Origin of the sequence: Sorangium sp. So ce185, assembly GCF_051526825.1 — a bacterium.
In the GTDB taxonomy this organism is placed as follows: domain Bacteria; phylum Myxococcota_A; class Polyangia; order Polyangiales; family Polyangiaceae; genus Sorangium; species Sorangium cellulosum_D.
Genome location: NZ_CP150316.1, coordinates 3,221,373 through 3,247,858, shown reverse-complemented (window position 1 = coordinate 3,247,858; position 26,486 = coordinate 3,221,373). Strand labels below are relative to the sequence as shown.

20 protein-coding genes are annotated in these 26,486 nt (G+C 69.7%); 10 read left to right on the top strand and 10 right to left on the bottom strand.

What is annotated here, in order from left to right:
* Nucleotides 1–44 precede the first annotated feature (44 nt).
* Both WMF26_RS12055 and WMF26_RS12050 read left to right on the top strand, forming a co-directional pair.
* The gene (locus tag WMF26_RS12055; protein WP_438000435.1) at nucleotides 45–4,580 is read left to right on the top strand and encodes a HipA N-terminal domain-containing protein; all 4,536 of its coding nucleotides are present in this window, start codon (nucleotides 45–47) and stop codon (nucleotides 4,578–4,580) included.
* Nucleotides 4,581–4,584: 4 nt separating this feature from the next.
* A complete protein-coding gene (locus WMF26_RS12050) occupies nucleotides 4,585–5,517 on the top strand; it encodes a type II toxin-antitoxin system HipA family toxin (protein ID WP_438000434.1) in 933 nt (310 codons plus the stop codon).
* 48 nt (nucleotides 5,518–5,565) lie between these two features.
* On the opposite strand, the gene WMF26_RS12045 is transcribed toward WMF26_RS12050, so the two are convergent.
* Together WMF26_RS12045 and rplC are read right to left on the bottom strand one after the other, a co-directional pair.
* The gene (locus WMF26_RS12045; protein WP_020734394.1) at nucleotides 5,566–6,183 is read right to left on the bottom strand and encodes an SAM-dependent methyltransferase; all 618 of its coding nucleotides are present in this window, start codon (nucleotides 6,181–6,183) and stop codon (nucleotides 5,566–5,568) included.
* An 85-nt stretch (nucleotides 6,184–6,268) separates the two neighbouring features.
* Nucleotides 6,269–6,970, bottom strand: coding sequence for a 50S ribosomal protein L3 (gene rplC, locus WMF26_RS12040; protein ID WP_061622921.1), 702 nt, complete (start codon nucleotides 6,968–6,970; stop codon nucleotides 6,269–6,271).
* Between the two features lie 454 nt (nucleotides 6,971–7,424).
* Between rplC and WMF26_RS12035 the strand changes: the two genes are divergently transcribed.
* Complete coding sequence (locus WMF26_RS12035) at nucleotides 7,425–7,964, top strand: hypothetical protein (protein WP_438000433.1); 540 nt, start codon at nucleotides 7,425–7,427, stop codon at nucleotides 7,962–7,964.
* Nucleotides 7,965–8,006: 42 nt separating this feature from the next.
* On the opposite strand, the gene WMF26_RS12030 is transcribed toward WMF26_RS12035, so the two are convergent.
* Nucleotides 8,007–8,405, bottom strand: coding sequence for a cupredoxin domain-containing protein (locus tag WMF26_RS12030; protein WP_061621763.1), 399 nt, complete (start codon nucleotides 8,403–8,405; stop codon nucleotides 8,007–8,009).
* A gap of 151 nt (nucleotides 8,406–8,556) precedes the next feature.
* Nucleotides 8,557–9,303, bottom strand: coding sequence for a Bax inhibitor-1/YccA family protein (locus tag WMF26_RS12025; protein ID WP_437946234.1), 747 nt, complete (start codon nucleotides 9,301–9,303; stop codon nucleotides 8,557–8,559).
* 546 nt (nucleotides 9,304–9,849) lie between these two features.
* Between WMF26_RS12025 and WMF26_RS12020 the strand changes: the two genes are divergently transcribed.
* The 7 genes from WMF26_RS12020 (at nucleotide 9,850) to WMF26_RS11990 (ending at nucleotide 19,475) form a co-directional block, all read left to right on the top strand.
* Nucleotides 9,850–10,971, top strand: a complete 1,122-nt coding sequence (locus WMF26_RS12020; RefSeq protein WP_061621761.1) for a DUF4419 domain-containing protein — start codon at nucleotides 9,850–9,852, stop codon at nucleotides 10,969–10,971.
* 157 nt (nucleotides 10,972–11,128) lie between these two features.
* Nucleotides 11,129–12,382 (top strand): hypothetical protein, encoded by a 1,254-nt coding sequence (locus WMF26_RS12015; protein WP_438000432.1) that lies wholly within the window; start codon nucleotides 11,129–11,131, stop codon nucleotides 12,380–12,382.
* A gap of 47 nt (nucleotides 12,383–12,429) precedes the next feature.
* Nucleotides 12,430–13,524 (top strand): hypothetical protein, encoded by a 1,095-nt coding sequence (locus WMF26_RS12010; protein WP_438000431.1) that lies wholly within the window; start codon nucleotides 12,430–12,432, stop codon nucleotides 13,522–13,524.
* A gap of 24 nt (nucleotides 13,525–13,548) precedes the next feature.
* A complete protein-coding gene (locus WMF26_RS12005) occupies nucleotides 13,549–15,975 on the top strand; it encodes a DUF2169 family type VI secretion system accessory protein (RefSeq protein WP_438000430.1) in 2,427 nt (808 codons plus the stop codon).
* A complete protein-coding gene (locus WMF26_RS12000) occupies nucleotides 15,972–17,708 on the top strand; it encodes a pentapeptide repeat-containing protein (protein WP_438000429.1) in 1,737 nt (578 codons plus the stop codon). Before WMF26_RS12005 ends, WMF26_RS12000 begins: the two co-directional genes overlap by 4 nt.
* Before the next feature lie 10 nt (nucleotides 17,709–17,718).
* The gene (locus WMF26_RS11995) at nucleotides 17,719–18,393 is read left to right on the top strand and encodes a DUF3540 domain-containing protein (RefSeq protein WP_438000428.1); all 675 of its coding nucleotides are present in this window, start codon (nucleotides 17,719–17,721) and stop codon (nucleotides 18,391–18,393) included.
* 11 nt (nucleotides 18,394–18,404) lie between these two features.
* The gene (locus WMF26_RS11990; RefSeq protein WP_438000427.1) at nucleotides 18,405–19,475 is read left to right on the top strand and encodes a S41 family peptidase; all 1,071 of its coding nucleotides are present in this window, start codon (nucleotides 18,405–18,407) and stop codon (nucleotides 19,473–19,475) included.
* 90 nt (nucleotides 19,476–19,565) lie between these two features.
* Here the strand turns inward: WMF26_RS11990 and yjfF are convergent, their stop codons facing one another.
* The 6 genes from yjfF to araA form a co-directional block, all read right to left on the bottom strand.
* Nucleotides 19,566–20,594 carry a galactofuranose ABC transporter, permease protein YjfF gene (yjfF, locus tag WMF26_RS11985; RefSeq protein ID WP_437954058.1) on the bottom strand — a complete coding sequence of 343 codons (1,029 nt, stop codon included), beginning with the start codon at nucleotides 20,592–20,594 and terminating at the stop codon, nucleotides 19,566–19,568.
* A complete protein-coding gene (locus WMF26_RS11980; protein WP_437337236.1) occupies nucleotides 20,594–21,652 on the bottom strand; it encodes an ABC transporter permease in 1,059 nt (352 codons plus the stop codon). Before WMF26_RS11980 ends, yjfF begins: the two co-directional genes overlap by 1 nt.
* Complete coding sequence (locus WMF26_RS11975) at nucleotides 21,649–23,172, bottom strand: sugar ABC transporter ATP-binding protein (RefSeq protein WP_437946223.1); 1,524 nt, start codon at nucleotides 23,170–23,172, stop codon at nucleotides 21,649–21,651. The genes WMF26_RS11980 and WMF26_RS11975 overlap by 4 nt, the downstream gene beginning before the upstream one ends.
* A 43-nt stretch (nucleotides 23,173–23,215) precedes the next feature.
* Nucleotides 23,216–24,157: an ABC transporter substrate-binding protein gene (locus tag WMF26_RS11970; protein WP_437339471.1), complete on the bottom strand. Its 942-nt coding sequence runs from the start codon at nucleotides 24,155–24,157 to the stop codon at nucleotides 23,216–23,218.
* Between the two features lie 111 nt (nucleotides 24,158–24,268).
* On the bottom strand, nucleotides 24,269–24,967 hold the full coding sequence (locus WMF26_RS11965; protein ID WP_438000426.1) for an L-ribulose-5-phosphate 4-epimerase: 699 nt from the start codon (nucleotides 24,965–24,967) through the stop codon (nucleotides 24,269–24,271).
* Between the two features lie 10 nt (nucleotides 24,968–24,977).
* Entirely contained in the window at nucleotides 24,978–26,483 is a 1,506-nt protein-coding gene (gene araA, locus WMF26_RS11960) for an L-arabinose isomerase (protein WP_061628535.1), read from the bottom strand.
* Between the last annotated feature and the right edge of the window lie 3 nt (nucleotides 26,484–26,486).

Here is a 26,486-nt window from a genome sequence, read left to right as displayed (position 1 = left end):
CGAGGGAACCGTGGTAGCCTCGACCTGCTGGAGGCTACACGAGCGTGGTCACGCAAAAGCCCATCACCCTGCTCCACCTGTCCGACCTGCAGTTCGGCCCGCACCATCGGTTCGAATGGCCGAGCTCGTCCGGCAGCCTCCTCCAGCGCCTCCGCGATGACCTCGAGCGGCTGCGCGAGGAGGAGGGCATCCGTCCGGACCTCGTCCTGCTGACCGGCGACCTCACCGAATACGGAATGAAGTCGCAGTTCGATCAGCTGCTCTCGTTCGCGCACGGCCTCACCGAGGTCACGGAGCTGGCGCCGCGCCGGGTGGTCGTCGTGCCCGGAAACCACGACGTCAACTGGAAGCTCTGTCAGGCGTACTTTGCGGAGCGAGAGGGTAACGAGGAGCGGCGGTTGCTGCCGTACTGGCCGAAGCTGCGGCCCTACGCGGAGTTCTTCGCCCGCTTTTACGAAGGGCAGACAGGGATCCAGTTCACCGAGGCGGAGCCGTGGACCCTGTTCGAGTACCCCGATCTCCGGGTCGTGATCGCCGGCCTGAACTCGGCGATCGCCGAGAGCCACCGGCCCGAGGATCACTACGGCTTCGTCGGCGAGCAGCAGCTCCGGTTCTTCGCGGGCAAGCTGCGGCCTTACAAGGAGCAGGGGTTCCTCCGGATTGCGGCCATCCATCACGATCCGCTTCACCCTGGCGAGAGCGACGCGGCCAGGCAGGATGCGAAGGACCTGAGGGGGATGCTCCAGCCGTACCTGAACCTCGTAGTGCACGGGCACCTTCACGAGGAGCAGCTCGGATGGCTCGACAACAACGTGCCGGTCCTCGGGATCGGGAGCGCGGGCGTGAAGGTGCCTGAGCGGCCGCCGGAGGTGCCAAACCAATACCAGATCGTGCAAGTCTACCCAGATCGGCTGGCGTATGGCACGCGGGCCTATGTACCCGACCAGAAGCGGTGGATCGGGTGCCTGAGGTCCGATCCAGAGGGGCGCAGATGGCGCGTCGAGAAGAGGGCAGGGTTCGAGCGGGTCGAGGGAACGTTCTCGGGTCGTGCTGAATCCGTTGTGGCGCCGCTCGCCGATCTCGCCCAGATGGTCGACGCGTACCGCCGCCACTGGGCGAACGCATACCGGCGGGAGGCGCTGTTCAATCTCGCGACGATGGGGGAAGACGCGGACATCCCGGCGGGGCTCGATCTGCTCCACGTCTTTCTGCCCCAGACCGCGCGCCGTGAGCCGCCGCGGCTGGACCTGCCGCGCGATCTCGGTGGCGAGTTGGAGGAGGATGTCCTCGCCGGCGTCCCGCGACCGGGCCGCGCAGAATATGCGATGTCTCACGTGGCCCTCACCGGCGCGCCGAAGCCGATCGATCAGATCGTGACCTCGCCGGGGGAGCCCTGGGTCCTGATCCTCGGCGCGCCGGGGGCAGGCAAGAGCGCGCTCACCCGCTGGCTCGTCCTCAAGCTCTCGACTCCCGGCGAGTCGCTCGGCGACATGCCCGCCGACCTCGTGCCAGTGCGCATCGAGCTCCGCCGCTTCGATCTTCACTACCGTTCGTGCCGGCAGGTGGGCCGCTCGTGCGACTTCTTCGATCACCTCGACGAGGTCCACCGAGAGCGCAACCTCTCGCTCCGCGGAGAGCCGTTGCGCCGCCTCGCCGAGGCGGGACGGCTCCTCTGGCTGTTCGACGGGCTCGACGAGGTGGCGGACCCGCACGCCCGGCGAGACTACGCCGCCATGATCGTGGGCGCGCGCGATCGCTATGCGGGGCGAGGGATCGTGACGAGCCGGATCGTCGGCGCTCGCCCGGTACAGCCGCTCTTCCAGCAAGCCGGGCTCGCGACCTACACGCTGCAGGAGTTCGATGACCGGCAGATCGACGCCTTCCTGGAGCGCTGGCACCGCCTCGCCTTCCCCGGCGCACCGGAGGCCGCGGCGCGGCGGCTGGAGCGACTTCGCCAGACGCTCAAGGAGAGCAGGCCCGTGCGCGAGCTGTGCAGCAACCCTCTGCTGCTCACGCTCATCGCGCTGCTCAACCGCGGCGCGGAGCTGCCCCGGCAGCGGCACCGGCTCTACGAGCGCGCAGTGGACCTCATGGCGGAGCAGTGGGAAGCGAACAAGCACCTGGCCGCGGCCGGTGCGGTCCAGTTCGATCTACCCAGAAAGAAGCGGTTTTTGCGGAAGCTCGCGTTCCTGATGATTACCGAGCTCACGGGCGGCAGCGGCAATGCTGTACGGCAGCAGGACCTGAGCGCCTTCGCGGCGTCCTTCTGCGCCGAGGAGCTCGTGCTCAGGGCCGAGGAGGCGCAGGCGACGGCCGAGCAGCTCATCCAGCAATTGCGGGAAAGGAACTATATCCTCGCCTTGATCGGCGGGCAGACCTTCGGGTTCGTGCACAAGACGTTTCTGGAGTATCTCGCCGCGGCGGAGATACATGCGCGGTTCCGTACCCATGACTGGGGGCTCGACGAGATAAAGGCGGTCTTCAGGAGGAGCTGGCAGGACCAGGCGTGGGAGGAGACGCTGACGCTCATCTGCGGGATGATCGAGGAGGAGCGCCCGCAGCAGGTGGTCGAGCTGCTTCAGTCTGTGCTAGAGGACGTGGATCCCTTCGAGGACTATCCAGTATTCCACTTCGTATCGTTCGCGATCCGATGCGTGGCCGAGATCCGGCTGCTCGATCAGGAACCGGTCCGTTCGTTCGCGCACAAGCTCACGGACTGCATCCTCGGATATCACTTTACCCCGTGGTTCTTTATGAACAAGCTCCCTTCAGCGCTCCGACTGCGCGGACCGGAATGGCCGGACGCCGGTCGTATCGTCGCCGCTGCCGTCGAAGCAAAATCGCGAGATGGTCATCATCGCAAGTTATTCGTGCTAGACGAATGCGCGTTCGCGGTCAGCACAAAACAAGAGCGCCTCACCCGGTTAGCAGAGCTCGCCTTCAATCAACCTGACGAATTTCAGCTCATCAATGGGATTATGGAGGCAGGGCGTCTGGGAGAGTGGACAGCCGCCGAGGCGTTATCGCTTCATCACGACGTGGAGAAACTCAGTGAGCCGGCGAGGAGTACGGCGTGGATCGCGCTCCTCGGCAGCGGCATGGCCTCGGCGTCGAGGCCCGTCGCCGCGGTTATGCGGGATCACGAGGATCCAGGCAGGCGCTGCTCTGCGGCGCTCGCGCTGCTACGAATCCCCGAGTGGCGAAGCGATGCGGTGCGCACCTTGGTCGACGTGCTCCGGTCCGGGTATGAGCAAGCATTTAGCGGTGAGGAGTATGTGCAATCATTCAGCAGCGAGGACCTCCCACGCTTGCTGGAAGCTGCGGATGAGCCTCCTCTTCGCGCGCAGATACGCTCTTTACTCCATGTGGATAACGTTCGCTTGAGGGAGCGCGTCGCCGCGGAGATGGCTTTGCTTTGGCATGATGAGGAGGCCATCTCGATCTGGACGGAAGCACTCTTCCATGAGGGAGACGGATGGATATTCTACGGCGTTGACGTTGCCACGCTGGAGAGATTGGCCAACGAGCACGCCGGGGCGCGCCAAGCCCTGTGGCGCGCGCTAGACGACATCACCACGGTCAAAAGGCTGGACGCAAGAGTGGTCATCGCGCAGTGGATGGTCGCCCGCAATGACCCTCGTGGCGTGGACGCGCTGCGCGAGATGGCGTGCTCGAGCTCGTTCGCCGCACCGATCCGCCAGTTCGCAGCGAAAGCCCTGCTCGACGTCCCGCAGGGACGCCGCCTCGGTGTCGACGCACTGATCCTGCTCGTCCACGAGAAGCCAGATCTCCATGCACTGGATCCGATCCATGAGCTGCTGCAGCACGCGAGCAGTCTGCCGGAGGCACGTACTGGACTCTCGCAGCTCATCGAGGGCGGGCTCCGAGAGGACCTCCAGCTAATGGTGTGTCAACGGCTGGCTTCACTCGACGGAGAAAATCGGACCGAAGCCCTCCGTCAACTTCGCCAGCTCGCTGACGCTGCGGACGACGAGGCTGTCCGTGTTCGCGCCGCTGTGTACCTTCGTGACAAAGGCCTCCCGGAGCCGGCGTGGCGCCCTGTCCTCGCTCATCTGTCCCGCTCCGCCAGGCGCGGCTCCACCCGCCTCCTCGCCGCGAAGGCGCTCCGCGACGAGGCGCGCATCGCTCGCCTCGCTGCGCGCTCGAAGAGCGCGAAGGTCCGCAAGGCCGCCGCCGCCGCCCTGGAGGATCTGCGCCTCTACCGCGCCCTCCTCGAGGTCGGCCGCCCCCGTCGCGGCGTCGTCTCCGTGGACGGCACACGCGCCGGCATCATTGAGGAGACTCCCGGCGGCAGCCGCTTCACCTACGACCGCGCTTATCTCGCCCGCCCCGACGCCATCCCCCTCTCCTCGACGCTCCCTCTCCGCCCCGAGCCCTACGAGAGCCGCGGCCTTCACCCGTTCTTCGAGAACCTCCTCCCCGAAGGCTGGCTCCTCGATCAGACCTGCCGCAAGCTCGGCCTCGATCGCACCGACGCCTTCGGCCTGATGCTCGCCACCTGCGCCGACTGTGCCGGCGCGGTGGAGATCGTTCCCGAGAAGCTCTCGGTGGCGGCGTAGCCGCATGGGCGCGTGCCTGATCTGCCTGGGCGAGAGCCCGCCCGACGACTCCGGAGGAGTCTACCACCGCGCCTGCCTGCGCCAGCTCTTCGGCGTCGAGGACGCCCCTCGCATCGACCTGGATCTCCTGCACCTGCCAGCCCGGATCGAGCCCGAGATCGGCAAGATGTCGATCTCCGGCATGCAGCGCAAGGCGCTGATGCGGCTCTCGAAGGACAAGACCTGCCTCGAGGTCGCCACGAAGAGCAGCCGCTACATCCTCAAGCCGCAGCTCGAGAGGTACTCCCACGTGCCCGAGAACGAGCACGCCAGCATGCGCATCGCCGCCCTCGCCGGCATGCAGGTGCCGCGGCTCGGCCTCTTCTACCTCGCGGACGGGAGCCTCGCCTACGTCATCCAGCGCTACGATCGCACCGCGCGCAAGAGGCGATCAAAGCTCCACCAGGAAGACTTCTGCCAGCTCGCTGGCCGGCCGGCTCACGAGCGCGGCCAGGGAACCGCGGCCGAGTGCGCGACGCTCGTCGCGCGGTACTGCGGCGAGCCCGGGGTCGAGCTGCGCCGGCTCTATCAGCACCTGCTCGTCGCCTACTGGATCGGCAACGGCGACCTGCACCTGAAGAACCTCTCGCTCCTGCGCGGCGAGGACGGCATCTACCGCCTGGCCCCCGCGTACGACCTGATCTGCACCTGGATCTACGGCGACAAGACGCTCGCGCTGCCCCTCGGCATCCGCAACCGAGATCTGCGCCGTCACCACTGGCTCGACTTCGCCGAGCAGCACGCACGTCTTTCGCGCGCCGAAGCTGCGGCGATCCTCGACGCGATGCTCGATCGCACGAGCGAAGCGCTGGCCGTGCTGCGACGCTCGCCCATTCCCGAGGAATTGCGAAAGAGCTACGCGCGCCTGCTGAAAAAGCGGAGCCGCGCGCTGGAGTAACGCCGCCACCCCTCGCTCCGACCAGCGCGGCAGCCCCCGCTCCGCCCCCTACCCCGCCTTCCCCGCTGCCTTCCTTCGCAGCCCCACCAGGAAGATCTCCACGCTGTTCGCCCGCGTCCCCTCGGGCCGGATGCTCCGGACCTCCTCGCACAGGTTCCGCAGCGCGTCGCGGGCCTTCACGAAATCCTCGCTCATGAAGATCTTCCCGACGAACGCGCCGCCCGGCGCGAGCAGCGCCTCGGCCACGGCCACGGCGCGCATGAACAGCTCGTAGCTCCGCGCCTGGTCGGCGATCTTGCTGCCGCTCGTCGCGGGCGCCATGTCCGACAGCACCACGTCGTACGGCGCGAACTGCGCGAGCGCCTCGTTCGTCAGCGACAGCGCGTCCCCCTGCACCACCGTCGCCTGCGGGCCGAACGCCGCCGTGATCGGCGACAGATCCACCGCGAGCAGCTTCCCCGCCGCGCCGATCCGCTGCGCCGCGTACATCGACCACGAGCCGGGCGCCGCGCCCAGGTCGAGCACGCGCTGGCCAGGGCGGAGCAGCCGCACCCGGCGATCGATCTCCTCGAGCTTGAAGACGCTGCGCGCAGGGTAGCCCTGCGCCTTCGCCGCCTTCGTGAAGGCGTCCGGGCGCTTGTACGGGTTCTTGGGCTTCTGCGGCACGGTGCGACCGGAGGGCGCCGCCGGCGGGGCGCGCGCGCTTCCTCAGAGGCGCGCGTTCTCCACCAGCGGCGCGTGGATCAGCCGATCAGCCGCCCTTCTTCTTGGTCGGCTGCTGCGCCGGCACGGGGAGCCCCTTGCCGCCGCGCTTCTTCACGGCGCCACGGATCGTGACCACCTGGTTCTTCGGGCCGGGGACCGGGCCCTCGATGAGGATGAGGTTGTCCTCGGGGAGGAGCTTCGCGATCTTCAGGTTGAGCGCGCTCACCGTCTCGTCGCCGTAGTGGCCGGGCATCTTCAGGCCGGGCAGCGTGCGGCCGGGGGTCATGTTCGTACCGATCGAGCCGCCGTGGCGGAAGTACTCGTGGGTGCCGTGCGAGCTCACCGCGCCGGCGAAGCTCCACCGACGGATGACGCCGCTGAAGCCGCGGCCGCGCGAGCGGCCCTGCGCGTCCACGCGCTGGCCGACCTCGAAGATCTCGTCGACCTTGAGCGCCTGCCCGAGCTCGAACTTCGCCGCGTGCTCGGGGGAGCAGCGCAGCTCGCGCACGACGCGCTTCGGCGTCTGCCCCGCCTTCTTGAACGCGCCCGCGAGCGGCTTCGTCGTGTGCTTCTCCGCCCGCTCGCCGAGGCCGAGGACGAGCGCGCTGTAGCCGTCCTTCTCGAGCGTGCGCTTGCCGACGACGACGCAGCCCGCCTGCACGACCGTGCAGCGCAGGACCTCGCCCGTCTCGCTGAAGATCTGCGTCATGCCGATCTTCTTGCCGATGATGCCGGGATGCTGATTCATGATGCGGTTGCCTCTTCGCTCCGTCTGGGGTGGCTCGGACTGCCTCCGCGCGCGCGGCACGCCGCGGGCGCGATCCCCTCGGCACGCCTCGGTCACGAGCCGGTTCGGAGCGAAGAACCGGGGCGGTCGCCCGCCGGGTGCGTTGGGGGGCGCAGAGCTTACTCACGGCAAGCCCAAAAGGAAGCGAAAGTTTCCGCTTCAGACGTGGTCTGTCTCGCTTTTTCACTTTTTGAGCCGCCGCGCGCGCGGCAGCCGCCCACGAGCGCGGCGCGCCGTCCCTGAGGGTGCCGCCGCGCGGTGAGCGCGGGGCGAGGCGCGGTGAGCGCAGGGCGAGGCGCGCGCCGCCGCAGCCGAGGCCGCACGGACATTGTCCGTCTCTCCGGACATTTCCTGACCCTCCCCGGCGTCGCCGCTCCGAGGCGCGGGCCTCAAATTCTGACGTCGGAGGTCATGGATGACAGACATCATCGCTCACGGTGAGCCGCGCGGCGTCGAGCGCCTCATGGATCGTTACTGGTTCCTGCTGAGGGGCGGGGCTCCCGGCGCCGGCGAGGGCGGCGCCGGGGTGGGCGGCACGCAGGTGGTCCGTGACGGCGCGTTCGTCGTGGTGAGCATCGAGGCGACGGCGCTCGGGTGGCCCGAGGGGACGCTGCTCTTCAGGTTCAGGTCGGAGTCGGCGCCCTGCGCCGCGTGCGTCGAGCGCGCGGCCGCGTTCGCGCGCCACCGGACGAACGGCATGCTCGCCGCGCGCGACGTGCGCGAGATGCTCCGCTTCGCCGTGGCCCGCTGCGCCGCCGCGGGCGCCGACCTGGCGCACGCCGCCGCGCCGGCGGCGCGCGTCGACCTGGCGCACGCCGCCGCGCCGGCGGTGCGCGACGCCGGCTCCCCCGCCGAGCCGGGCCGCGCCGAGGCGCCCGCCTCGGGGACGCGCCGCGCGGCGCGGGACGCCGGCGGCGCGCGGCGCTACGACGCCGAGCTCTGGCTCATCCTCTGACCGGTCCGCTCGGCGCCGCGCCCCGACGAGGGCGCGGCCGCGTCACGAGCCGACCACGTTGATGGTCGCCTTGACCATCGCCATCCAGCACTGAAGCACCATCTTCCCTTCCTTCTCCGGGGTGATGGCCACCTCGACCGGCGTGTTGAGCGGCAGGTCCTTCTCGACCTTGAGATCGGGAATCGCGATCGCCTTCAGACACTCGCTCTTCGTCGTCCGCGTGAAGCGCAGCACCACCGGCTCTCCCTTCTTGAGCTCGATCGTCGACGGGGAGAAGCCGCTGTCGTTGACGGCGATGTCGATGCGCTTCACGCCCGCCGGCGCGGCGAGCTCGGCGGCCGCCACCGCCTTCGTCTCCTCGACGGGCTTGCTGCAAGCAGCGCCGGCGAGCGGCGACGACAGGAGGAGGGCGAGCGCGGCGGCGAAGAGCGGGCGACGCATGGTCCGCGCGTTCTTACCCGGCGCCCAGGGAACGTCAAGCCGCGCCCCCCGGGCATCCGCCCCGGGCGCGCACGCGGCCGCGGAGCGGCGGAACGCAGGACGGCGGAGCGTAGATCGCATCGCGCGCCGGCGCGCGCCGCGAGGGCGGCCGTCAGAAGTGGCGGCCCGAGAGGATCTGCAGAATGGACGAGAAGAGGTTGATGAAGTTGAGGTAGAGGTCGAGCGCGCCGCCCACGGGATCCTGCTCGTCCGAGTGGAGCAGGCGCGACGTGTTGTAGAGGACGTATCCCCCGAACACGAGCACCGACACGCTGGCGATCGCGAGCCCGAGGAGCGTGCTCCCGAGCAGGGCGTTGAGGAGCATGGCGCCGAGGACGACCATGGCGCCCATCACGAGCCCGCTGGCCAGGAACGACAGGTCCTCCTTCGAGAGGAGGACACCGAGCGTGAGGCTGCCGAACGTGAGGACCGTCAGGATGAACGTGTCCCGCACCGGGGCCGACGACAGGGTGCCGCCGAGGCCCGCGGCCACCTGGGCCATGTAGAGCGCAGGCGCCGTGGTTACCCCGAGGATCGCCGCCATCCCGAAGAGCGCGAGGACGTTGACGCCGGGGACGCGGCGCACCGCGCGGGCGCCGAACATCACGGCGAACACGATGAGCATCGAGAGGATCGGGTGGCTCGCGAAGAGCTCCACCAGCGGCGGCATCGGGCCCCCCGCGGCCGCCTCCTCCGCGTCCGGCGCCCCGATGTAGAGCGCGCACATGGCGCCCAGGGACGACACGACAAGGCTCGCCGTGAAGAGCCCATAGACCTTCTTCAGAAAGTCGATCCGCAGCGCCGCCTTCGCGTTGGGCGGTGCCCCCGCCACGTACGAACCCGCCTGGCGTGAACTCATCTGCTGCGCTCCTCCTTCAAGCCGATCGAAGCGGCTGCGCGAGCGTCTAGTCGTGCACCATTCGCCACGGACGTGCAACACCGCTGCGACGAGGCCCACCAACGCCCGGCAATCCGCGCGCGATTTACGCGCGTTTTACGCGCGATTTACGCGCACACCACGCCCACAGTACGCCCACAACCATCCGCCATCCGCGAAAAATCACATGCCCACGGCATCGCCCGCGCGCCGTCGCCACGCGCCGCGCGCCACTCACCTGGGCGGGCGCCGGCGGCGCCGGCAGCGCCGCGCCGGCCCGAGGCGGCCCACGTCCCCCCGCCCGAGGCGCGCCCTGGCCGGTGCGCTCGTCCTCATCGCGAGGCGAGCCGCCGTCGCGCAGCGAGCCTCCGTGACCGCTCCGTTTCATCCCGCGGAGGCGGCGGTTTCATGCCGCGAGGCCGGCGTGGGCCGCGCGAGCCGGCAGGTTGTCGCGCGCGGCACGCTCGTGTACGAAAGAAACGCGCCAGATCACGACGGCGTCGCGCCGGGCCAGGAGGACGAGGGGTCATGAACGTTACGACGATCGCCGTCGCGGAGGTCGAGCCAGCGACGGCGCCCTTGCCGGGGTTCGACAGCGAGGCCGCCGTCCAAAGCCTGCTGGTCGCGCCGATCGAGGCGTCCTACCGGCACCGGCTGCCGCTCGTCGGGCGCACCGACCTGCACCCGCTCGTCCAGGCGGCCTATACCGCCTTCACCCAGCGCTATCCCCTCGTGATCTCGCCCGACGTTGTCTGGTTCTGCCTGGCGCGCGGCTTCACGCTCCACCTCGCCGCGAGCGACGAGCAGCGGCGCCGCTTCCTCGCGGAAGACCGCGATTTCGCGCTCGTCGTCGAGCGGCCCGACTTCAACCTCGGCCAGGTGAACCCGTGGCCCGCGTTGTTTCCGGATTTCTCCAGGCAGGTTTCAGCGCGGGTCGGGACGCTGCGGGATCTCGTGACAGCCAACTTCTCCACCACGGGTCCTGTCGAGCGGGTGTCGTCGGAGCTCACGGTGGCGACCCCGCTCGCGCCGCACTTCGACTGGGAGCCGCCGTTCCCGGGCGATCTCGTGTACCCGCAGCGCGGCATCCCGCGCGTGTACCTGCTCGGCACCTCCGACGACTGGCGCTGGGTGCGCCAGCGCGTGGCGATGCTCGGCGCCGTCGGACAGGAGCGCTGGACGCGCGCCCTCCTGCCCGTGCTCGACCAGATCGCCGCCTCGTCGGAGGGGCGCGCCGACAGGTCGTTCTGGCGCGCGTTCTTCCGCTACGAGAACCCGGCGGACGAGCTCACGGGGTGGATCCACGTGCTGTTTCCTTACCTGCGCGCCTGGCCCAACGACTACTTCGCCCCGAACCCCTATATCGAGAGCTGGCACGAGCGGTGGCTGACGGCGGAGTCCCGCAGCGACGCGCTCGGGGGGCTCGGCAACCCGCAAGGGCCCGGGCTCTCCGAGATACCGCCCGGCCTGACGAGCGCCCAGCTGCGCTTCGTCGACGGGGGCCGCCGGCCGCACCCCATGGAGTTCATCAGCGGCCTGATCGGCGTCACGCAGGACCCGCACTCGCTCGCGCTCATCCCCGAGTTCGTGTGGGCCGTGGTGCACCAAGCAGCCGAGTCGGCCGCAGAGCGCCCCGCCGAGGCCTCCTGAGCCGCGCATGCGCGCATGCCGATCGACCGCGCGGGGCTCGAGGCGGGAACGCTCCGGGCGGTTCTGCATGGACGGCCGGCTCACCGTGACCTAGGATAGGGAGCCCGCCACGGGGCGACGCCCTGCGTCGTCCATCACGCTCGACACGGAGGCTCCAGTGCCCGGAGGCAAGTTCGCGCTACTCGAAGTCCCCGACCTGAACGGCGGGGAGCCGTCGTACCTGCGCCTCGGGGCCGCCGCGCCGCTCGGCGAGAGCGCGGGCGACGACCTCGCGGAGCGGATTCAGACCTTCACCGACGATACGCGCAAGCGCGACGGCTCGCCCGACTTCGTGCCCGAGGGCGAGCGCCAGGCCGAGACGGCGAAGCTGCACACGAAGGGCGGCTGGCGCGATCACTCGGACGGCAACCGGATCTCGACGACCAAGGGCGACAAGGTCGAGGTGATCGGGGGCAATTACCGCCTGCTCATCCTCGGCCGCGGCGAGCACCAGGCCGGCTGGGACATCTCGGGGGGGCACCTCACCGAGGTCAGCGAGACCTTCGGCGGCGGCACCACCATCGAGTGGGTGCAGAACTACGGCGGCACGTGGAAGGTGGTCGAGACGACCGTCAAGGGCGAGGTGCGCACCACCTACCACGGCGACGTCTACGACTATTATTACGGCAAGATCAAGCAGAGCCAGACGGGCACCGACACGTTCCCCACGCTGCAGGTCACCGACGACTACATCGACGACACGAACCCGCCCTCCCCCCAGTCGATCCCCACGGAGAACCCGACGATCATCGATGAGACGTGGGCGAAGAGCATCTCGTCCTACACCGGCTCGGAGAAGCTGCCGGTCCCCACGATCACGAACGAGACCTGGGCGGAGGTGATGGTCTCGAAGACGAACGCCAAGTCGATGACCGACGAGACGACCGTCAAGGAAGCGTCGGTGTCCACGATGAAGGCCGAGTCGATCACGTCCTCCACCACGGTCGACGGGACCATGGAGGACACGACCACGGCGAAGACGATCCGGAACAAGACCACCGCGGACAAGATCATCTCGGAGACGCGCGCCGACACGAAGGACGAGATGTACGGAGACGCGGACTCGTACACGCAGGGCAACAGCAAGACCGTGGTCGACGGGATCGAGACCACGATCAACCTCGGCGTCGTGAACGAGGTCGTCCTCGGGGCGATGATCGAGACGACGCTCGGCGGCGAGGTGACGTTCACGGCCGGGGGCTCCCTCGACGTGACCGTCGGCGCCAAGGTGGAGCTCAGCATGACCGCGAGCGTCGACTTCTCGGTCGGCCCCAAGCTCGAGGTGGGGACGGCCGGCGTGGAGCTCCACGCCAGCAAGACCGAGATCGCGCTCACGCACAAGGTCCTCTCGGCGTTCAACCTCTTCTTCTGAGGGCGGCGAGCGCCCCGCTCGACGCGCCCACCGGATACGGAGCTCCCATGGCCGGCGATGGCAAATACGCGATCCTCCACGTCCCCGACTTCAGCGAGGGGATGTCGTCGTACCTGCGCATCGGCGCGACGCCCGAAGACCCTTACACGTGGCGGGACGAGACCGACGGCAACCGGATCACGACGACCCGGGGCGACAAGATCGAGATCATCGGGGGCACCTACTCGATGACGGTCCTCGGTCGAAGGCAGTTCAAGGCCAGCTCGGAGGTGGAGGACGGGCGCATCAAGCAGGGCGGCATCACCTTCCAGGGGCGGAGCGATATCGAGATCGTGAAGGGCCCCCGCGGCCAGCGGCGGATCCGCGAGACGACCGTCAAGGGCGAGGTGCACTCGACCTACCACGGCGACTCGTACGAGTACCATTACGGCGGCAAGCTGGTGAGCCGCACCGGCGACCCGGACACGCCGACGCCGATCGAGGACTACCCGTCGGTGATGACCGAGAACCCCACGATCGTCTCCAGGACGTGGGCGAAGAGCATCTCGTCCTATACCGGCTCGGCGAAGCTGCCGGTGCCCTCGATCCACGAGGAGACCTGGGCGGAGGCGATGGTGTCGAAGACCCACGTCACGACGATGACCGACGAGACGACCGTCGAGGGGCCGTCGAAAGACACCATGAAGGCCGGGTCGATCTCGTCCACCACCACGGTCGAAGAGACCATCTCGGACACCACCAAGGCCGGGACCATCAAGAACAAGACCACCGCCGACAAGATCATCTCGGAGACCCGCGCCGACACCGAGGATGAGATGTACGGAGACGCCGACTCCTACACGCAGGGCAACAGCAAGACCGTGGTCGACGGGATCGAGACCACGATCAACCTCGGCGTGGTGAACGAGGTCGTCCTCGGGGCGATGGTCGAGGCGACGCTCGGCGGGGAGGCGACCCTCTCGGTGGGGGCGACGGTCGACGCGACGGTCGGCCTGGAGGCGTCCGTCAGCGTGACCGCGACCCTCGAGGCCAGCATCGGCCCCTCGCTCTCGATGGGGCCCTCGCGCGAGAAGATCTCCCTGGACCGGAGCAAGGCCGCGCCCGTCCGCACGAACATCGCGGCCGTCCACCTCATGGTGTGACGCAGGAGCGCGGCGAACCCACGGATGGCGAACAAGAACCTCACCCCGTTCCTCTTCGGCAGCAAGGTCACCTCGCGCCGGCCGCCCCAGCCGGAGATGACCCTGATCGTCCGAGCGAAGTTCAACCTGAGGCCCGGAGCGCCGCTCTCCCTGCCCGAGGGCCACCCGGCGCTCGCGCAGGAGACGCTGCGCGGCGACGTGTTCCGCGACGACGACCACGACATGACCGGCGAGTGCCTGTATCCGAGCGATCTCGCCGACTTCAAGCCGCACGCCGACGTCCTCTTGCTCGGCACCTGCCACACGCCGGGCAAGGCGCGCATGACCGAGTGTCCGGTGCGGTTCGGCGTCGGATCGTGGTCCAAGATCCTGCGCGTGGTCGGCGATCGGGTGTGGATGGATGGCCTGCTCGGGCCGGCCATGAGCGATCCGGTCTCCTTCGACCGGATGCCCCTCGGCGATCGGTACAGCTTCGGCGGGCCCGGACACCCGCTGAACCCGGTGGGCAAAGGCCACGGGACACGCGAGCTCCCCAACGTCGAGAACGCGGACGATCTCCTGCTGTCGCGCTCGGACCGGCCGGCCCCCGCGGGCTTCGGGCCGCTGTCGCCCAACTGGCCCGACCGGCGCGCCAGGGTCGGCAAGCAGTACGGCAAGTCGTACCGCGAGAAGCGGGCGCCCTACTACGCCGAGGACTTCGACTGGACGTTCTTCAACGCCGCTCGGCCCGATCAGTGGCTCCCCTACCTGCGCGGGGACGAGGAGCTCCTGTTCCAGAACCTCCACCCGGACGCCGAGGTGTTCCGGTCGCGGCTCCCGGGGCTCAGGATCCGCGTCTTCGTCAAGGACGCGGAGCGCGGCTTCCGCGAGGTGCCGATGCACCTCGACACGCTGCTCGCCGACCTGGACAAGGAGGCCCTGTACCTCACCTGGCGAGGGCTCACCGAGGTCACCGACGACGATCTCTCGCTCACCACCACGCTCGTCGCCTCCGAGCCGCTCGACGGGCCGTCGCCGCCGCCGGAGCACTACCGGGAGATCCTCGAGCGGTTCGAGGCCGATCCGCTCGAGATCGAGCAGCAGATCGCGCCGGAGCTCAAGGAGGAGTGGAAGGCCCTCCAGGCGCTGGCGAAGAAGGGCGACGAGGCGGCGCCGCCGGACGCGTCCGGGCTCGACCCGCTGTCGGCGCTGCTCAAGGCGCGGCTCGGCGACGCCGCCAAGCCGCAGCAGGACAAGATCCGCCGGGCGATGGCGGGGCTCGCGGGCATCGCGGTGCCGGGGGGGAAGGCCCTCGGCGGCCTGATCGCCGACGCGCTGCGCAACCTGCCGCGGTCGTCGCCGGCCCTCCCGCCGCCGAGCGCGGACGCGCCGCCCGTGGTGACCGACGCGCAGCTCCGGACCGCCTTCCGGCGGGTCGCGCGGGCGGTGGAGGAGGCGAAGTCGCTGGCGGCCGCGCGCGGGGCGCAGGTCCCGGCGCTCGCGGCGTGGGACAAGCTCGCGAGCGACCCGAAGCTCGCGTCGATGGGCCTGTCCGCGGCCCCGCCGCGGCCGCCGGGGCAGCCCGGGCCGGGGAGCGACCTCTCCGACCAGGACCTGAGCGAGCAGGACCTGAGCGGCCTCGACCTGACCGGCGCGAACCTCACCGGCGCCATCCTCACGGGCGCGAACCTCCGCGGCGCGAAGCTCGCCCGCGCGACGCTGAAGCAGGCGGTGCTGTTCGACGCCGACGTGCGGGACGCGGACTTCACGGGCGCGGACCTGAGCCACGCGACGCTCCAGAGCGCGTGGGCAGAGCGCGCCGTCTTCCGCGGCGCCACGCTGGAGGGCGCCTCGTTCGACGGCGCGCGGCTCATGGGGGCCGATCTCTCGGAGAGCCAGGGCGCGCAGATCGTCTTCTCGCGGGCGGACATGACCGGGGCCGTCGCGCGGGGGGCCAGGTGGACCACGGCGTACCTGGAGGGCACCGTGCTGGAGCGCGCGGACCTGTCCCAGGCCTCGCTCACGCGGTGCTTCGTGTCGAAGGTGAGCGCGGCCTCCGCCACGTTCGCGGGCGCGAGCCTCGCCGGCTCGAGCTTCTCCGGCTCCGATCTGCGAAAGGCCGTGTTCGCAGGCGCGCGCGGCGAGGGCAGCGTGTGGCTAGGCGCGACCGTCACCGGCGCGGACTTCAGCCTCGCCGTGCTGACGAGCGCCCACTTCACCGAGGCCGTGGCCGACGGGGCGAGCTTCTTCGGCGCCAACGCGCGCGGAGCCCGGTTCGACCGGGCGAACCTCACGCGGGCCGATTTCACGCGCGCCAACCTGTTCGACGCGGACCTGCACAAGTCGCTCGTCCCGGAGGCGAAGTTCGTCGATGCGAACCTCTATGATGCCAAGTTCTACGAGACATCCGGCTCCGGCTGTGATTTCCGGGGGGCGAACCTGAAGCGCTCGACGCTGGAGCGGGATCGATGACGCCGGACGAGCTGAAGGCGCGGGTCCAGGCGGGCGAGGCGCTCGAGGGCCAGGCGCTCGGGGACATGGATCTGCGGGGCGCCGACCTCCGCAAGGCGCGGCTGCGCGGCGCGAAGCTCGGCCGGCTGCAGCTGGACGGCGCGGACCTGTCGGGGGCCGACCTCCGCGGGGCGCAGATCGCCTGGTGCGGGCTCCGCGGCGCGGATCTGTCGGGCGCCGATCTCGAGGGCGCCGCCGTGGCCCAGAGCGATCTCTCGGGCGCGAACCTCTCCGGCGCGAACCTCGCGGGGGCCCACCTGGTCCGCGGCCAGCTGGCCGGCGCCAACCTGAGCGGCGCGCGGATCCAGGGGGCCAACCTGGCCGAGTCGCGGCTCGCGGGGGCGGAGCTCTCGGGGGCGACCCTGTCGAACGCGCGGCTCGATCTCGCCGACCTCACGGACGCCTCGCTCGACGGCGCGACGCTCGCGCACGCCTCGTTCGCGCGGGCGGACCTCTCGGGCGCCTCGCTGGTGCAGGCGCGGATCGAGGGCTCGTCGTTCGCCGAGGCGAGCCTCCGGCGGGTGGATCTCTCGGGCGCCCAGCTCGACACGGTGGTGTTCCTGAAGGCCGATCTCCGGGAGGCCGTGCTCCCGAAGAAGCTCACGAAGACCGTGTTCGACGGCGCGCGCCTCGGCCGGCTCGACCTCTCCGGCGCGGACCTCGCGGGCGCGGCGCTGGAGGAGATGGACTTCGCCGGGGTGAGCTTCGAGAACGCGAACCTCACGCTGTCGTCGCTCCAGGGCACGAACCTCCGCGGCGCGAGCTTCCGGGGCGCGACGCTCGACCAGACGACGCTCGCGAACTGCGACCTCACCGGCGCGGACTTCCGGGGCGCGACGCTGAGGTCGTGCATGCTGTACCGGGCGCGGCTGCCGGGCGCGGATCTCTCGGGCAAGGACCTCGAGATGGTCGTCTTCACCGAGGCCGACCTCACCGGGGCGAACCTGTCCGCGTCGCGGCTCGTGCGCTGCGTCCTGGAGCGGGCGGACCTCTCGGGCGCGGACCTGACCCGCGCGCTCGTCTCGCAGACCACGCTGCGGCTCGCCCGCGTGGAGGGCATCCGCTTCGAGAAGGCGATCTTCGATTGCGTGGACTTCTCCGGCGTGGACCTGACCCGCACGTCGCTCGCCGGGCTGACCATCTCGCGGTGCTTCTTCGCGCTCGGCAACCTCTCGGGGATGGACCTGTCGGGGTGCGACCTGTCGAACTGCGATTTCACCGCGTGCAACCTGGAGCGCACCCGCCTGGAGGGCGCCATCCTGGCCAACGCGAACTTCAAGGAGGCGAACCTGCGGCACGCCACCCTGTCGGGCGCCATGGCGAAGGCCGCCTTCTTCGGCGAGGGCACCCTCGCCGGGGCCGTGTTGACGCAGGCGATGCTCCGCAACGCGATCTTCGTGAAAGCCGATCTCGCGGGGGCGAACCTCGCGGGGTCCGATCTCCGGGAGTCGCTGCTAACCGAGGCCCGCGCGGCCGGGGCGCTGTTCGTGGGCGTCAGGGCGAACTACGCGGATTTCTCGCACGCGGACGTCACCGGCGCCGACTTCACCGGCGCGGACCTGACGTGGGCGAACCTGCACCATATCCGCGACGAGAAGGCGCGTTATCTCGACGCGAACCTCGCCACGGCGAGGCGCACGGACGTGGACCGGCTGGAGGCCGAGGCCTGGATGCCGCCCGAGCGGCGCTCGTAGAGGAGGAGCCATGTCGATGGGAGCCATGAAGGAGAGCGATCGCGCGGCGGCCGTGCGGGTGGACGCGCCGGCGGGCGAGGAGCACGCCGCGCGCGGCCGGGGCGCCGAGCTGCCCAGGATCGGCCTGGCGCGGGCCGGCGCCGCGGCGGAGGGCGAGGCGGGCCCGGCCGCGGCGCTCCCGCGGGAGTACCTGGGCCCGGCGCGGGTCACCTCGGCGGAGGCGGGGGCGATCGCGGTGGAGCTGCCGGGCGGCCAGCCGGTCGCGGTCCAGATGGCGCTCGCGCTGCCGTACGAGCCCGCGCTGGACGACACGCTGCTCGTCATCGGGCGGGACGACGCGTATTACGCGATCGGCGTGCTCCACGGGCGGGGGCGGTCGGTCCTGTCGCTCCAGGGCGACGTGGCGGTGCACGCGCGGGAGGGCGCGCTCTCGCTGTGCGGCGACAAGGGCGTCGAGATCCGGGGGCCGGAGCTCGAGGTGCAGGCCGGCAAGATCCGGATGGTGGCCGACGCCGTGGTCCAGAAGTTCACGTCGGTCTACCAGCGGGTGAGCGCGCTCCTGAGCGTCCAGGCCAGCGAGTCGCACACGGTGGTGGAGAAGACCTCGTTCACGAAGGCGAAGAACGCCACGATCCTGACCGAGGAGACGGTCACGGTGAACGGCAAGCAGATCCTCTTGGGCTAGGAGGCCGCGCGATGCTCCCTGCGAACAACAAGGCGGTCGGCCTGAGCGCCGGTTTTCCGGACGTGTGCCTGTCGCCGGTGCTCGGCCTGTTCCCCTTCCCCAACTTCAGCCCGAACGCGATGAAGTTCCCGTTCTCGTTCAACGTGTGGCTCTCGATGGCGGCCGCCGTGCACCAGGGGTCGTTCAGCCCCATGACGGCGGGCGATCAGGCGGGCACGCTGCACCCGACGTTCATGGGGCAAGCGCGGTACACGCTCGGCTATTTCAAGATCCTCATCAACTTCCTTCCGGGGACGATGCTGCTGTGCATGAGGATCGGCAACAACTTCAACTGCATCCTCGGCATCCAGGTGTTGCCGAGCAGGGTGAACGTGTTCTTCGCCTACAAGTCGGAGAGCGCGGGCGGCGCCCGTCCCGCCGACGCCCCGCTCCTTTCGGACGTCGACGCGACGGTCGCGTCGCTCCACCCCTGCGGGAGCGCGTCGCCCGTGGAGACCGCTTGGCTCGCGCCGGGGGTCGGCTACCTGCGCATCCGCCGGCTCTCGCTGGACGTGCCGGCCCGGGTCCACACGGAGATCGGCGCGCTCGAGGCGGAGGGACTGGAGACGCTCGTGCTCGATCTGCGCGACAACCCCGGCGGGGAGCTCACGGCGTTCCGCGAGCTCGCGGGCGACTTCTTGGAGCCGGGGAGCGTCCTCGCGCGGGCGATCGACGCGGACGGCGACGAGGTCGTGTACCGGTCGAGCCACCGGAACCCGTGCCGCGCGCCGCTGTGGATCCTGGTGAATCGCGGCACGGCGTCCGCGGCGGAGCTCTTCGCCGGCAGCCTGCAGTGGCACGGGCGGGCGATCGTCGCGGGGGAGCGGACGTACGGCAAGGGGACGGCGCTGAAGGTCGCGGTCGATCCGGCGGAGCGCGCGCCGGTGCTCGCGCCGGCGGCGATGATGGTCCTGCCGGGCGGGGAGGCGATCCACGCGGTCGGCGTCCGGCCGGACGTCGAGCTGGGGAGCGAGGCGACTGCGCCGGACGGGGTGCCGCCGTCAGTGGCCCAGCTCTTCGCCAGGGCCACCTCGAATCCGTGAGCCGTCCGAGGCTTTACCCGTTCAAGTCGTAGCTGGCTCCGGCGCAGGTCCGGCCATGAGAGCGATACCGCAGCTCGCCGGTGTCGGTCGTCATGGCCTCTTCGGCGTCCCGCCGGCCAGGCGCCGCTCGAAGAGCCGCTGCAGCAGGCAGGAGAACAGCAGGAGGAGCCCGACGACGATCTTGGTCCACCAGGAGCTGAGCGTGCCCTCGAACATGATGAGGGTCTGGATGGTGCCGTAGATGAGCACGCCGAACAGCGTCCCGACCACCGTGCCGAAGCCGCCGGTCAGCAGGGTGCCGCCGATGACGACGGCGGCGATGGCGTCCATCTCCATCCCGCCGGCGTGCAGCGCGTAGCCGGACACCATGTAGAACGTGAAGGCGACGCCCGCGAGCGCCGAGCAGAACCCGCTCAAGGTGTAGATGAGCACCTTGGTCCTCCCCACCGGGAGGCCCATGAGCATGGCGGATTGCTCGTTGCCGCCGATCGCGTAGACGGTGCGGCCGAAGCGCGTGTAGTGCGCGAGGTAGATCGCCGCGGCGAACAGCACGAGCGCGATGATCACGTTCCAGGTGATCGACGTGTCGAACAGGAACGGGATGCGGTGCGACGAGGCGGCGACGTAGAAGCCGTCGTGGATGGTGATCGAGTCGATGCTGATGAGGTAACAGAGCCCGCGGGTCAGGAACATGCCCGCCAGCGTGACGATGAAGGGCTGGACCTCGAAGTAGTGGATGATCACCCCCATCGCGAGGCCGATGCCCGCGCCCATGGCCAGGACGAGCGGGATGACCGCCGCCGGGCTGACGCCGTGCTTCTCGACGAGCGACGCCGAGACCATCGTGGTCAGCGCGATGACCGAGCCGACCGAGAGGTCGATCCCGCCAGAGAGGATGACGAACGTCATCCCGACGGCCGCGATCGCCAGGAACGCGTTGTCGATGAAGAAGTTGAGGAACACCTGCAGCGAGAAGAACCCGTCGAACAGGCAAGATCCGGCGCCGAACATGAGCACGAACAGGCCGATGGTGACGGCGAGGGGCAGGTGCCTCGGGCTCAACCGGAGCGACGGCCTGGTCACGGTTGCGGTGTTGCCCGTCACGGCTGCGGTGTCCATCATGGAACGGCCACTCTCCCGGCCCGCTGCCTCCCAAGGAGGCCCCTGACCTTCTGCGATTGCAGGATGCTGACCACGAAGACGACGAGCGCCTTCACCACGAGGTTGACCTCGGGCGGGACGCCGACGGCGTAGATCGTGGTCGTGAGCGTCTGGATGATGAGGGCGCCGACGACGCTCCCCGCCAGCGTGAACTTGCCCCCGGCGAGCGACGTCCCGCCCAGGACCACCGCCAGGATGGCGTCGAGCTCGAAGAGCAGGCCCGCGTTGTTGCCGTCGGCGCTCTTGACGTTCGAGCTCACGATCAGCCCCGCGATGCCGGCACACAGGCCGCACACCGCATAACAGGCGAAGGTGATCGAGCGCGCCCGGATCCCGGCGAGCCGCGAGGCGACCGGGCTCATGCCGATCGCCTCGACGAACATGCCGAGCGCGGTCTTGCGGGCCAGGAGCCCGAGGACGGCGCCCACGCCCGCCACGATGAACAGCGACGCCGGGACGCCCAGCAAGAAGCCGTTCCCGATGGCGTGGTAAGGGCTGTAGTAGATCGTGATGATCTGGCCGCCCGTGATGAGCTGGGCGATGCCCCGGCCCGTGACGAGCAGGATCAGGGTCGCGATGATCGGCTGCATGCCGACCATCGACACCAGCGCGCCGTTCCACATGCCGCAGGCCACCGCCGCGCCAAGCGCGCCGGCGAGCACGAGCGGCAGCGGGACCTGGGTCACGTCCGCCATGCCGGCCCCGCCGCTCATCGAGAGCTCGCCGCCGATCAGCGCGGCCGCGACCGCGCCCGAGATGGCGACGACCGCGCCGACGGAGATGTCGATCCCGTGGGTGGCGATCACCAGGGTGAGCCCCATGGCGATGATCATGAGCGGCGACGCGCGGTTCAGGATGTCGATGACGCTGCCGTACAGGTGGCCATCCTTGACCGTGACCGCGAAGAACTGCGGGTTGTTGATGAGGTTGAACAGGAGGAGCAGGCCGAGCATCGCCAGCGGGAAGGAGATGCTCCTCCCGGCGAGCCGGCGCAGGGAAGCCGCCGCCGCGCTCACGCGTGCCCTCCCGCGATGATCTGGTACACCCCCTGCTCGTCGGTCTGGCCCGCGTCGAGCTCCGCCACCTGGCGCCGGTCCCGCAGGACGACGACCCGGTCCGCGTAGCGCAGCGCCTCGGCCATCTCCGAGGAGACGAGCACCACCGCCATGCCCCGATCGCAGAGCTCCATGACCCGGCCCATGATCTCACCCTTGGCCGCCACGTCGATGCCGCGGGTCGGCTCGTCGAGGATGAGCATGCGCGGATCGGTCGCCAGCCATCGGGCGAGGAGCGCCTTCTGCTGGTTCCCGCCGCTCAGCTTGCAGATGGGCACCTCCGCGTCGGCCGCCGCGATGCCGAGCCGCTCGATGTAGCCGCGGGCGATGCTGTCCTGTCGAGCCCGGGAGAGGTTGCGGAACATGCCGCGCTTCGCCTGGAGGGCGAGGACGATGTTCTCGCGCACCGAGAGGTCGCCGATGATGCCCTCGGCCTTCCGGTCCTCGGGGCAGAACGCGATCCCGTGCGCGATCGCGTCGAGCGGCGAGCGGATGTGCGCCTCGGCGCCGTCGATCTCGATGGTGCCCTGATCCGCCTGGTCGACCCCGAACAGGAGCCGCGCCGTCTCCGTCTTCCCGGCGCCCAGGAGGCCCGCGAGGGCGAGCTCCTCCCCCGCCCTCACCTCGATGTCGATGTCCTGGACCGAGCCCTTCTTGCCCAGCCCGCGCGTCCGCAAGAGCGGCGCGTCTCCGCCCGCCGGCCGCTCCGCCCGGGGGCGCGCGGACCGGCTAGGACCTTCGTCTTGGACCTCGCGCCCCACCATCCGCGTGATGAGCTGCATCCGCGACAGCTCGGCGATCGGGTACTCGCCGACCAGCTGCCCGTTCCTCAGCACCGTGACCCGGTCGGAGATCTCGAACAGCTGATCGAGGAAGTGCGAGATGAACAGGATCGCCATCCCCTGCGCCTTGAGGCGCCGGATGATCGAGAACAGCACCCGGACCTCGTCCTCGGCCAGGCTCGACGTCGGCTCGTCGAGGATGAGGATCTTGGCCCGGGCGGTCAGCGAGCGGGCGATCGCGACGATCTGCTGGACGGCGAGCGAGAAGTCGGAGAGCGGCGCGGTGACGTCGATGTGAACGTTCAGATCCTCGAGCGCGGCGGCGGCCCTCCGGTGCATCTCCCCCCACCGGAGGGCGTAAGGGCTCGAGCCCTCCCGGCCGAGGCAGATGTTCTCGGCGACCGACAGGTTGGTGCAGAGGTTCACCTCCTGGAACACCGCGCTGATGCCGAGCTTCTGCGCCTCGAGCGGGCTCGTCGGCCTGATCTCCCGGCCTTCGAGGAGGATGTGCCCGCTGTCCGCGGTGTGGACGCCGGTGAGGACCTTGACCAGGGTCGACTTGCCGGCGCCGTTCTGCCCCATGAGGGAGTGCACCTCTCCCGGCAGCAGGCGGAAGTCGACCGACTGGAGCGCCTGCACTCCGGAGAACCGCTTGGAGATCGCCTTCATCTCGAGCATGGGCAGGGCGTCGCTCATCATCGCACTCCTCCGTCCGGTCTCCGCGCCGAGCTCTCCGTCGCGCTCAGTACTTGCGCTTCGGGAACTCCGCGGCGGCGGTCTCCATCGGGAACACGCCCTCCTCGGTCACGATGCGCTTGGGCAACGTCTTGCCGGCCACGAGGTCGTTCACCGCGCTCATGAGCTGCGGCCCGAGCAGGGGGCTGCACTCGACCGTCACGTTGAGCTTGCCGGCCATCATCGCCTCGAACGCGCCCTTCACCGCGTCGATCGAGATGATCAGGATGTCCTTGCCGGGCTTCAGGCCGGCCTCCTCGATGGCCTGGATCGCGCCGATCGCCATGTCGTCGTTGTGGGCGTAGAGGACGTTGATGTTCTTCCCCTCCGCCTTGAGGAACGCCTCCATGACCTCCTTGCCCTTGGCGCGGGTGAAGTCCCCCGTCTGCGAGCGGAGGATCTTGAAGTTCGGCTTGTCCTTGATGATCTCCTCGAACCCCTTCTTGCGATCGATGGCGGGGGCGGAGCCGACCGTGCCCTGCAGCTCGACGATGTTGACGGTGCCCTGCTGGTCCTTCGTCTTCTCGACCAGCCACTTCGCCGCGCGGCGGCCCTCCTCGACGAAGTCCGACCCCATGAAGGTGACCCAGAGGCTGTCGTCCTTCGTGTCCACGGCGCGATCGGTCAAGATGACCGGGATCTTGGCCGCCTTGGCCTCGCGCAGGACGGGCTCCCAGCCGGTCTCGACCACGGGCGAGAACGCGATGACGTCCACCTTCTGGGCGATGAACGACCGGATGGCCTTGATCTGGTTCTCCTGCTTCTGCTGCGCGTCGGAGAACTTGAGCTCGATCCCCGCGGCCTTGGCGGCCTCCTCGATCGACTTCGTGTTCGCCGTCCGCCACTCGCTCTCGGCGCCGATCTGCGAGAACCCCAGCGTGATCTTCTTCTTCTCCGACTGACAACCCAACCCACCCAGGATCACCGATAGTCCAGTCAGGACCATCATCGCGACGGCGACAACACGGCTCCTCTTCATGGCGCAGCTCCTTTCCGCTCCATCCTATGCACATCTCGTCCGCGGGACGCGCGCTCTTCGTCGCCCCCGCGGTGTCCGGCCTTACTTCTGGCCGTAATACGCGCCCTTGCCGTGCTTCCGCTCGAAGTGCTTGCGCACGAGCGCGTCCGGGAGGCGCGCGGCGCCCGGGTGGATCGTGCGGGTGATGAACGCCATCCGCGCGATCTCCTCGAGCACCGCCGCGTTGTACACCGCCTTGTCGGCGTCCTCTCCCCACGCGAAGGGGGCGTGTCCCGCCACCAGCACCATCGGCGTGTGGAGCGGGTTCCGCTCCGCGAAGCACTCGAGGATCTGCCTGCCGGTCTCGGTCTCGTAGTCGCCCTGCACGGCGTCCGGCCGCATCACCGCGGTGCACGGCACGTCCTCTGCCAGGTGATCGGCGTGGGTCGTCCCGTAGATCGGGATCGGCATGCCCGTCTGCGCCCAGCCGGTCGCGTAGGTCGAGTGGGTGTGGACGATGCCGCCCACCCCGCGGAAGTTCGCGTAGAGGACGATGTGCGTCCGGGTATCCGAGGAAGGTCGGAGTTGGCCCTCGACCACCTTCCCCTCGAGATCGACGACCACCATGTCGTCGATCGACAGCCGGTCGTACGGCACGCCGCTCGGCTTGATGGCCAGGACGCCCCGGTCGCGGTCGAACGCCGAGACGTTGCCGAACGTGTAGATCGCGAGCCCTCGGCGCGGGATCTCCAGGTTCGCCGCCCAGGCGCGCTCTCGCAGCTCTCGGTAGGTCGCGCTCACGTCACATCCCTCAGCGCGACAGCCGGTAGGCGAGGTCGTTCCAGCGCAGCTCGTTCCTCAGCGCGTGGATCTCGGTCCCGACCCCGATGCGGATCAGCTCCACGCCGGCGATCGACGCGAAGTCCTCCAGGTGCTCCATCGTCACGGCGCGGCTGTGCGCGCAATGATGAGCGCCCCCCGCGAGGATCCAGGCCTCGCACGCGCGCTTGAAGTCCGGCTTCGGGATCCACACCGCGCGCGCCACGGGCAGGTTCGGCATCTCCTCCTCGGGCGGCACCGCCTCGAGCTCGTTCGCGACCATCCGCATGCGGCCGCCCAGATCGATCATGGACACGTTCACGGCGGGCCCGGTCCCGGAGTCGAAGACCAGCCGGCACGGGTCCGCCTTGCCGCCGATGGAGAGCGGGTGGATCTCCAGCGACGGCCTCCCCGCGGCGATCGTCGGGCAGATCTCGAGCATGTGGGCGCCGAGGACCCGCTCCTTCCCGTCGACGAGGTGATAGGTGTAGTCCTCCATGAACGAGACGCCGCCGCGCAGCCCGGTCGCCATGACCTTCAGCGCGCGGACGAGGCCGCACGACTTCCAGTCGCCCTCGGCGCCGAAGCCGTAGCCGTCGGCCATGAGCCGCTGCACCGCGAGGCCGGGGAGCTGCTTGAGCCCGTGCAGGTCCTCGAAGGTCGTCGTGAACCCGCCGAAGCCGCCCTCCTTCAGGAAGGAGCGCAGCGCCGCCTCCTGCCTCGCCGCGTAGCGCAGATCGTTGCGGCGCGCGCCGCCCTTCCTCAGGGCGGGAGCGACCGAGTACGCCTCGTCGTACTCCGCCACCAGGCGCTCGACCTCGGCCTCGTCCACGTCCGCGATCCGCCCGACGAGGTCGCCCACGCCGTAGCCGTTCACCGACCACCCCAGCTTGACCTGCGCCTCGACGCGGTCCCCGCCGGTGACGGCCACCTCGCGCATGTTCATGCCGCCGAAGCGCGCGATCTTGAGCCGCCGCGCGTCCAGCATCGCGCAGGCCGCGCGCGCCCAGACGTCGAGCTTGGCGAGCACGTCGTCGTCCTGCCAGTGCCCGACCACGACCTTCCGCTCGATGCGCAGGCGCGCGCCGATGTACCCGAACTCGCGATCTCCGTGGGCGGACTGGTGCAGGTTCATGAAGTCCATGTCGATGCTCCCCCAGGGGAGCTCGCGCCCGTGCTGCGTGTGCAGGTGAGCGATCGGCTTCTCGAGCCGCGTGAGCCCCGCGATCCACATCTTCGCGGGTGAGAACGTGTGCATCCACGTGATCACGCCGGCGCACCGCGGCGTCGCGTTCGCCTCGCGACAGACGGCGAGGATCGCCTCGGGGCTCTTCAGCGTCGGCTTCCAGACGACCTTGACCGGGAGCTTGCCCGAGGCGTCGAGAAACCCGGCGATCTCCCGCGCGTGCTCGGCGACCTGCTTCAGCGTGTCCTCGCCGTAGAGGTCCTGGCTGCCGGTCAAGAACCAAACCTCGAAGCTCTCCCGAAGATCCTGCATCGC

Bases quoted from the DNA above. Each gene is read 5' to 3' on its own strand.
- WMF26_RS12050 (WP_438000434.1), top strand. From the start codon at position 4,585: ATGGGCGCGTGCCTGATCTGCCTGGGCGAGAGCCCGCCCGACGACTCC.
- rplC (WP_061622921.1), bottom strand. From the start codon at position 6,970: ATGAATCAGCATCCCGGCATCATCGGCAAGAAGATCGGCATGACGCAG.
- WMF26_RS12035 (WP_438000433.1), top strand. From the start codon at position 7,425: ATGACAGACATCATCGCTCACGGTGAGCCGCGCGGCGTCGAGCGCCTC.
- WMF26_RS12030 (WP_061621763.1), bottom strand. From the start codon at position 8,405: ATGCGTCGCCCGCTCTTCGCCGCCGCGCTCGCCCTCCTCCTGTCGTCG.
- WMF26_RS12025 (WP_437946234.1), bottom strand. From the start codon at position 9,303: ATGAGTTCACGCCAGGCGGGTTCGTACGTGGCGGGGGCACCGCCCAAC.
- WMF26_RS12020 (WP_061621761.1), top strand. From the start codon at position 9,850: ATGAACGTTACGACGATCGCCGTCGCGGAGGTCGAGCCAGCGACGGCG.
- WMF26_RS12010 (WP_438000431.1), top strand. From the start codon at position 12,430: ATGGCCGGCGATGGCAAATACGCGATCCTCCACGTCCCCGACTTCAGC.
- WMF26_RS12005 (WP_438000430.1), top strand. From the start codon at position 13,549: ATGGCGAACAAGAACCTCACCCCGTTCCTCTTCGGCAGCAAGGTCACC.
- WMF26_RS12000 (WP_438000429.1), top strand. From the start codon at position 15,972: ATGACGCCGGACGAGCTGAAGGCGCGGGTCCAGGCGGGCGAGGCGCTC.
- WMF26_RS11995 (WP_438000428.1), top strand. From the start codon at position 17,719: ATGTCGATGGGAGCCATGAAGGAGAGCGATCGCGCGGCGGCCGTGCGG.
- WMF26_RS11990 (WP_438000427.1), top strand. From the start codon at position 18,405: ATGCTCCCTGCGAACAACAAGGCGGTCGGCCTGAGCGCCGGTTTTCCG.
- yjfF (WP_437954058.1), bottom strand. From the start codon at position 20,594: ATGGACACCGCAGCCGTGACGGGCAACACCGCAACCGTGACCAGGCCG.
- WMF26_RS11975 (WP_437946223.1), bottom strand. From the start codon at position 23,172: ATGATGAGCGACGCCCTGCCCATGCTCGAGATGAAGGCGATCTCCAAG.
- WMF26_RS11970 (WP_437339471.1), bottom strand. From the start codon at position 24,157: ATGATGGTCCTGACTGGACTATCGGTGATCCTGGGTGGGTTGGGTTGT.
- araA (WP_061628535.1), bottom strand. From the start codon at position 26,483: ATGCAGGATCTTCGGGAGAGCTTCGAGGTTTGGTTCTTGACCGGCAGC.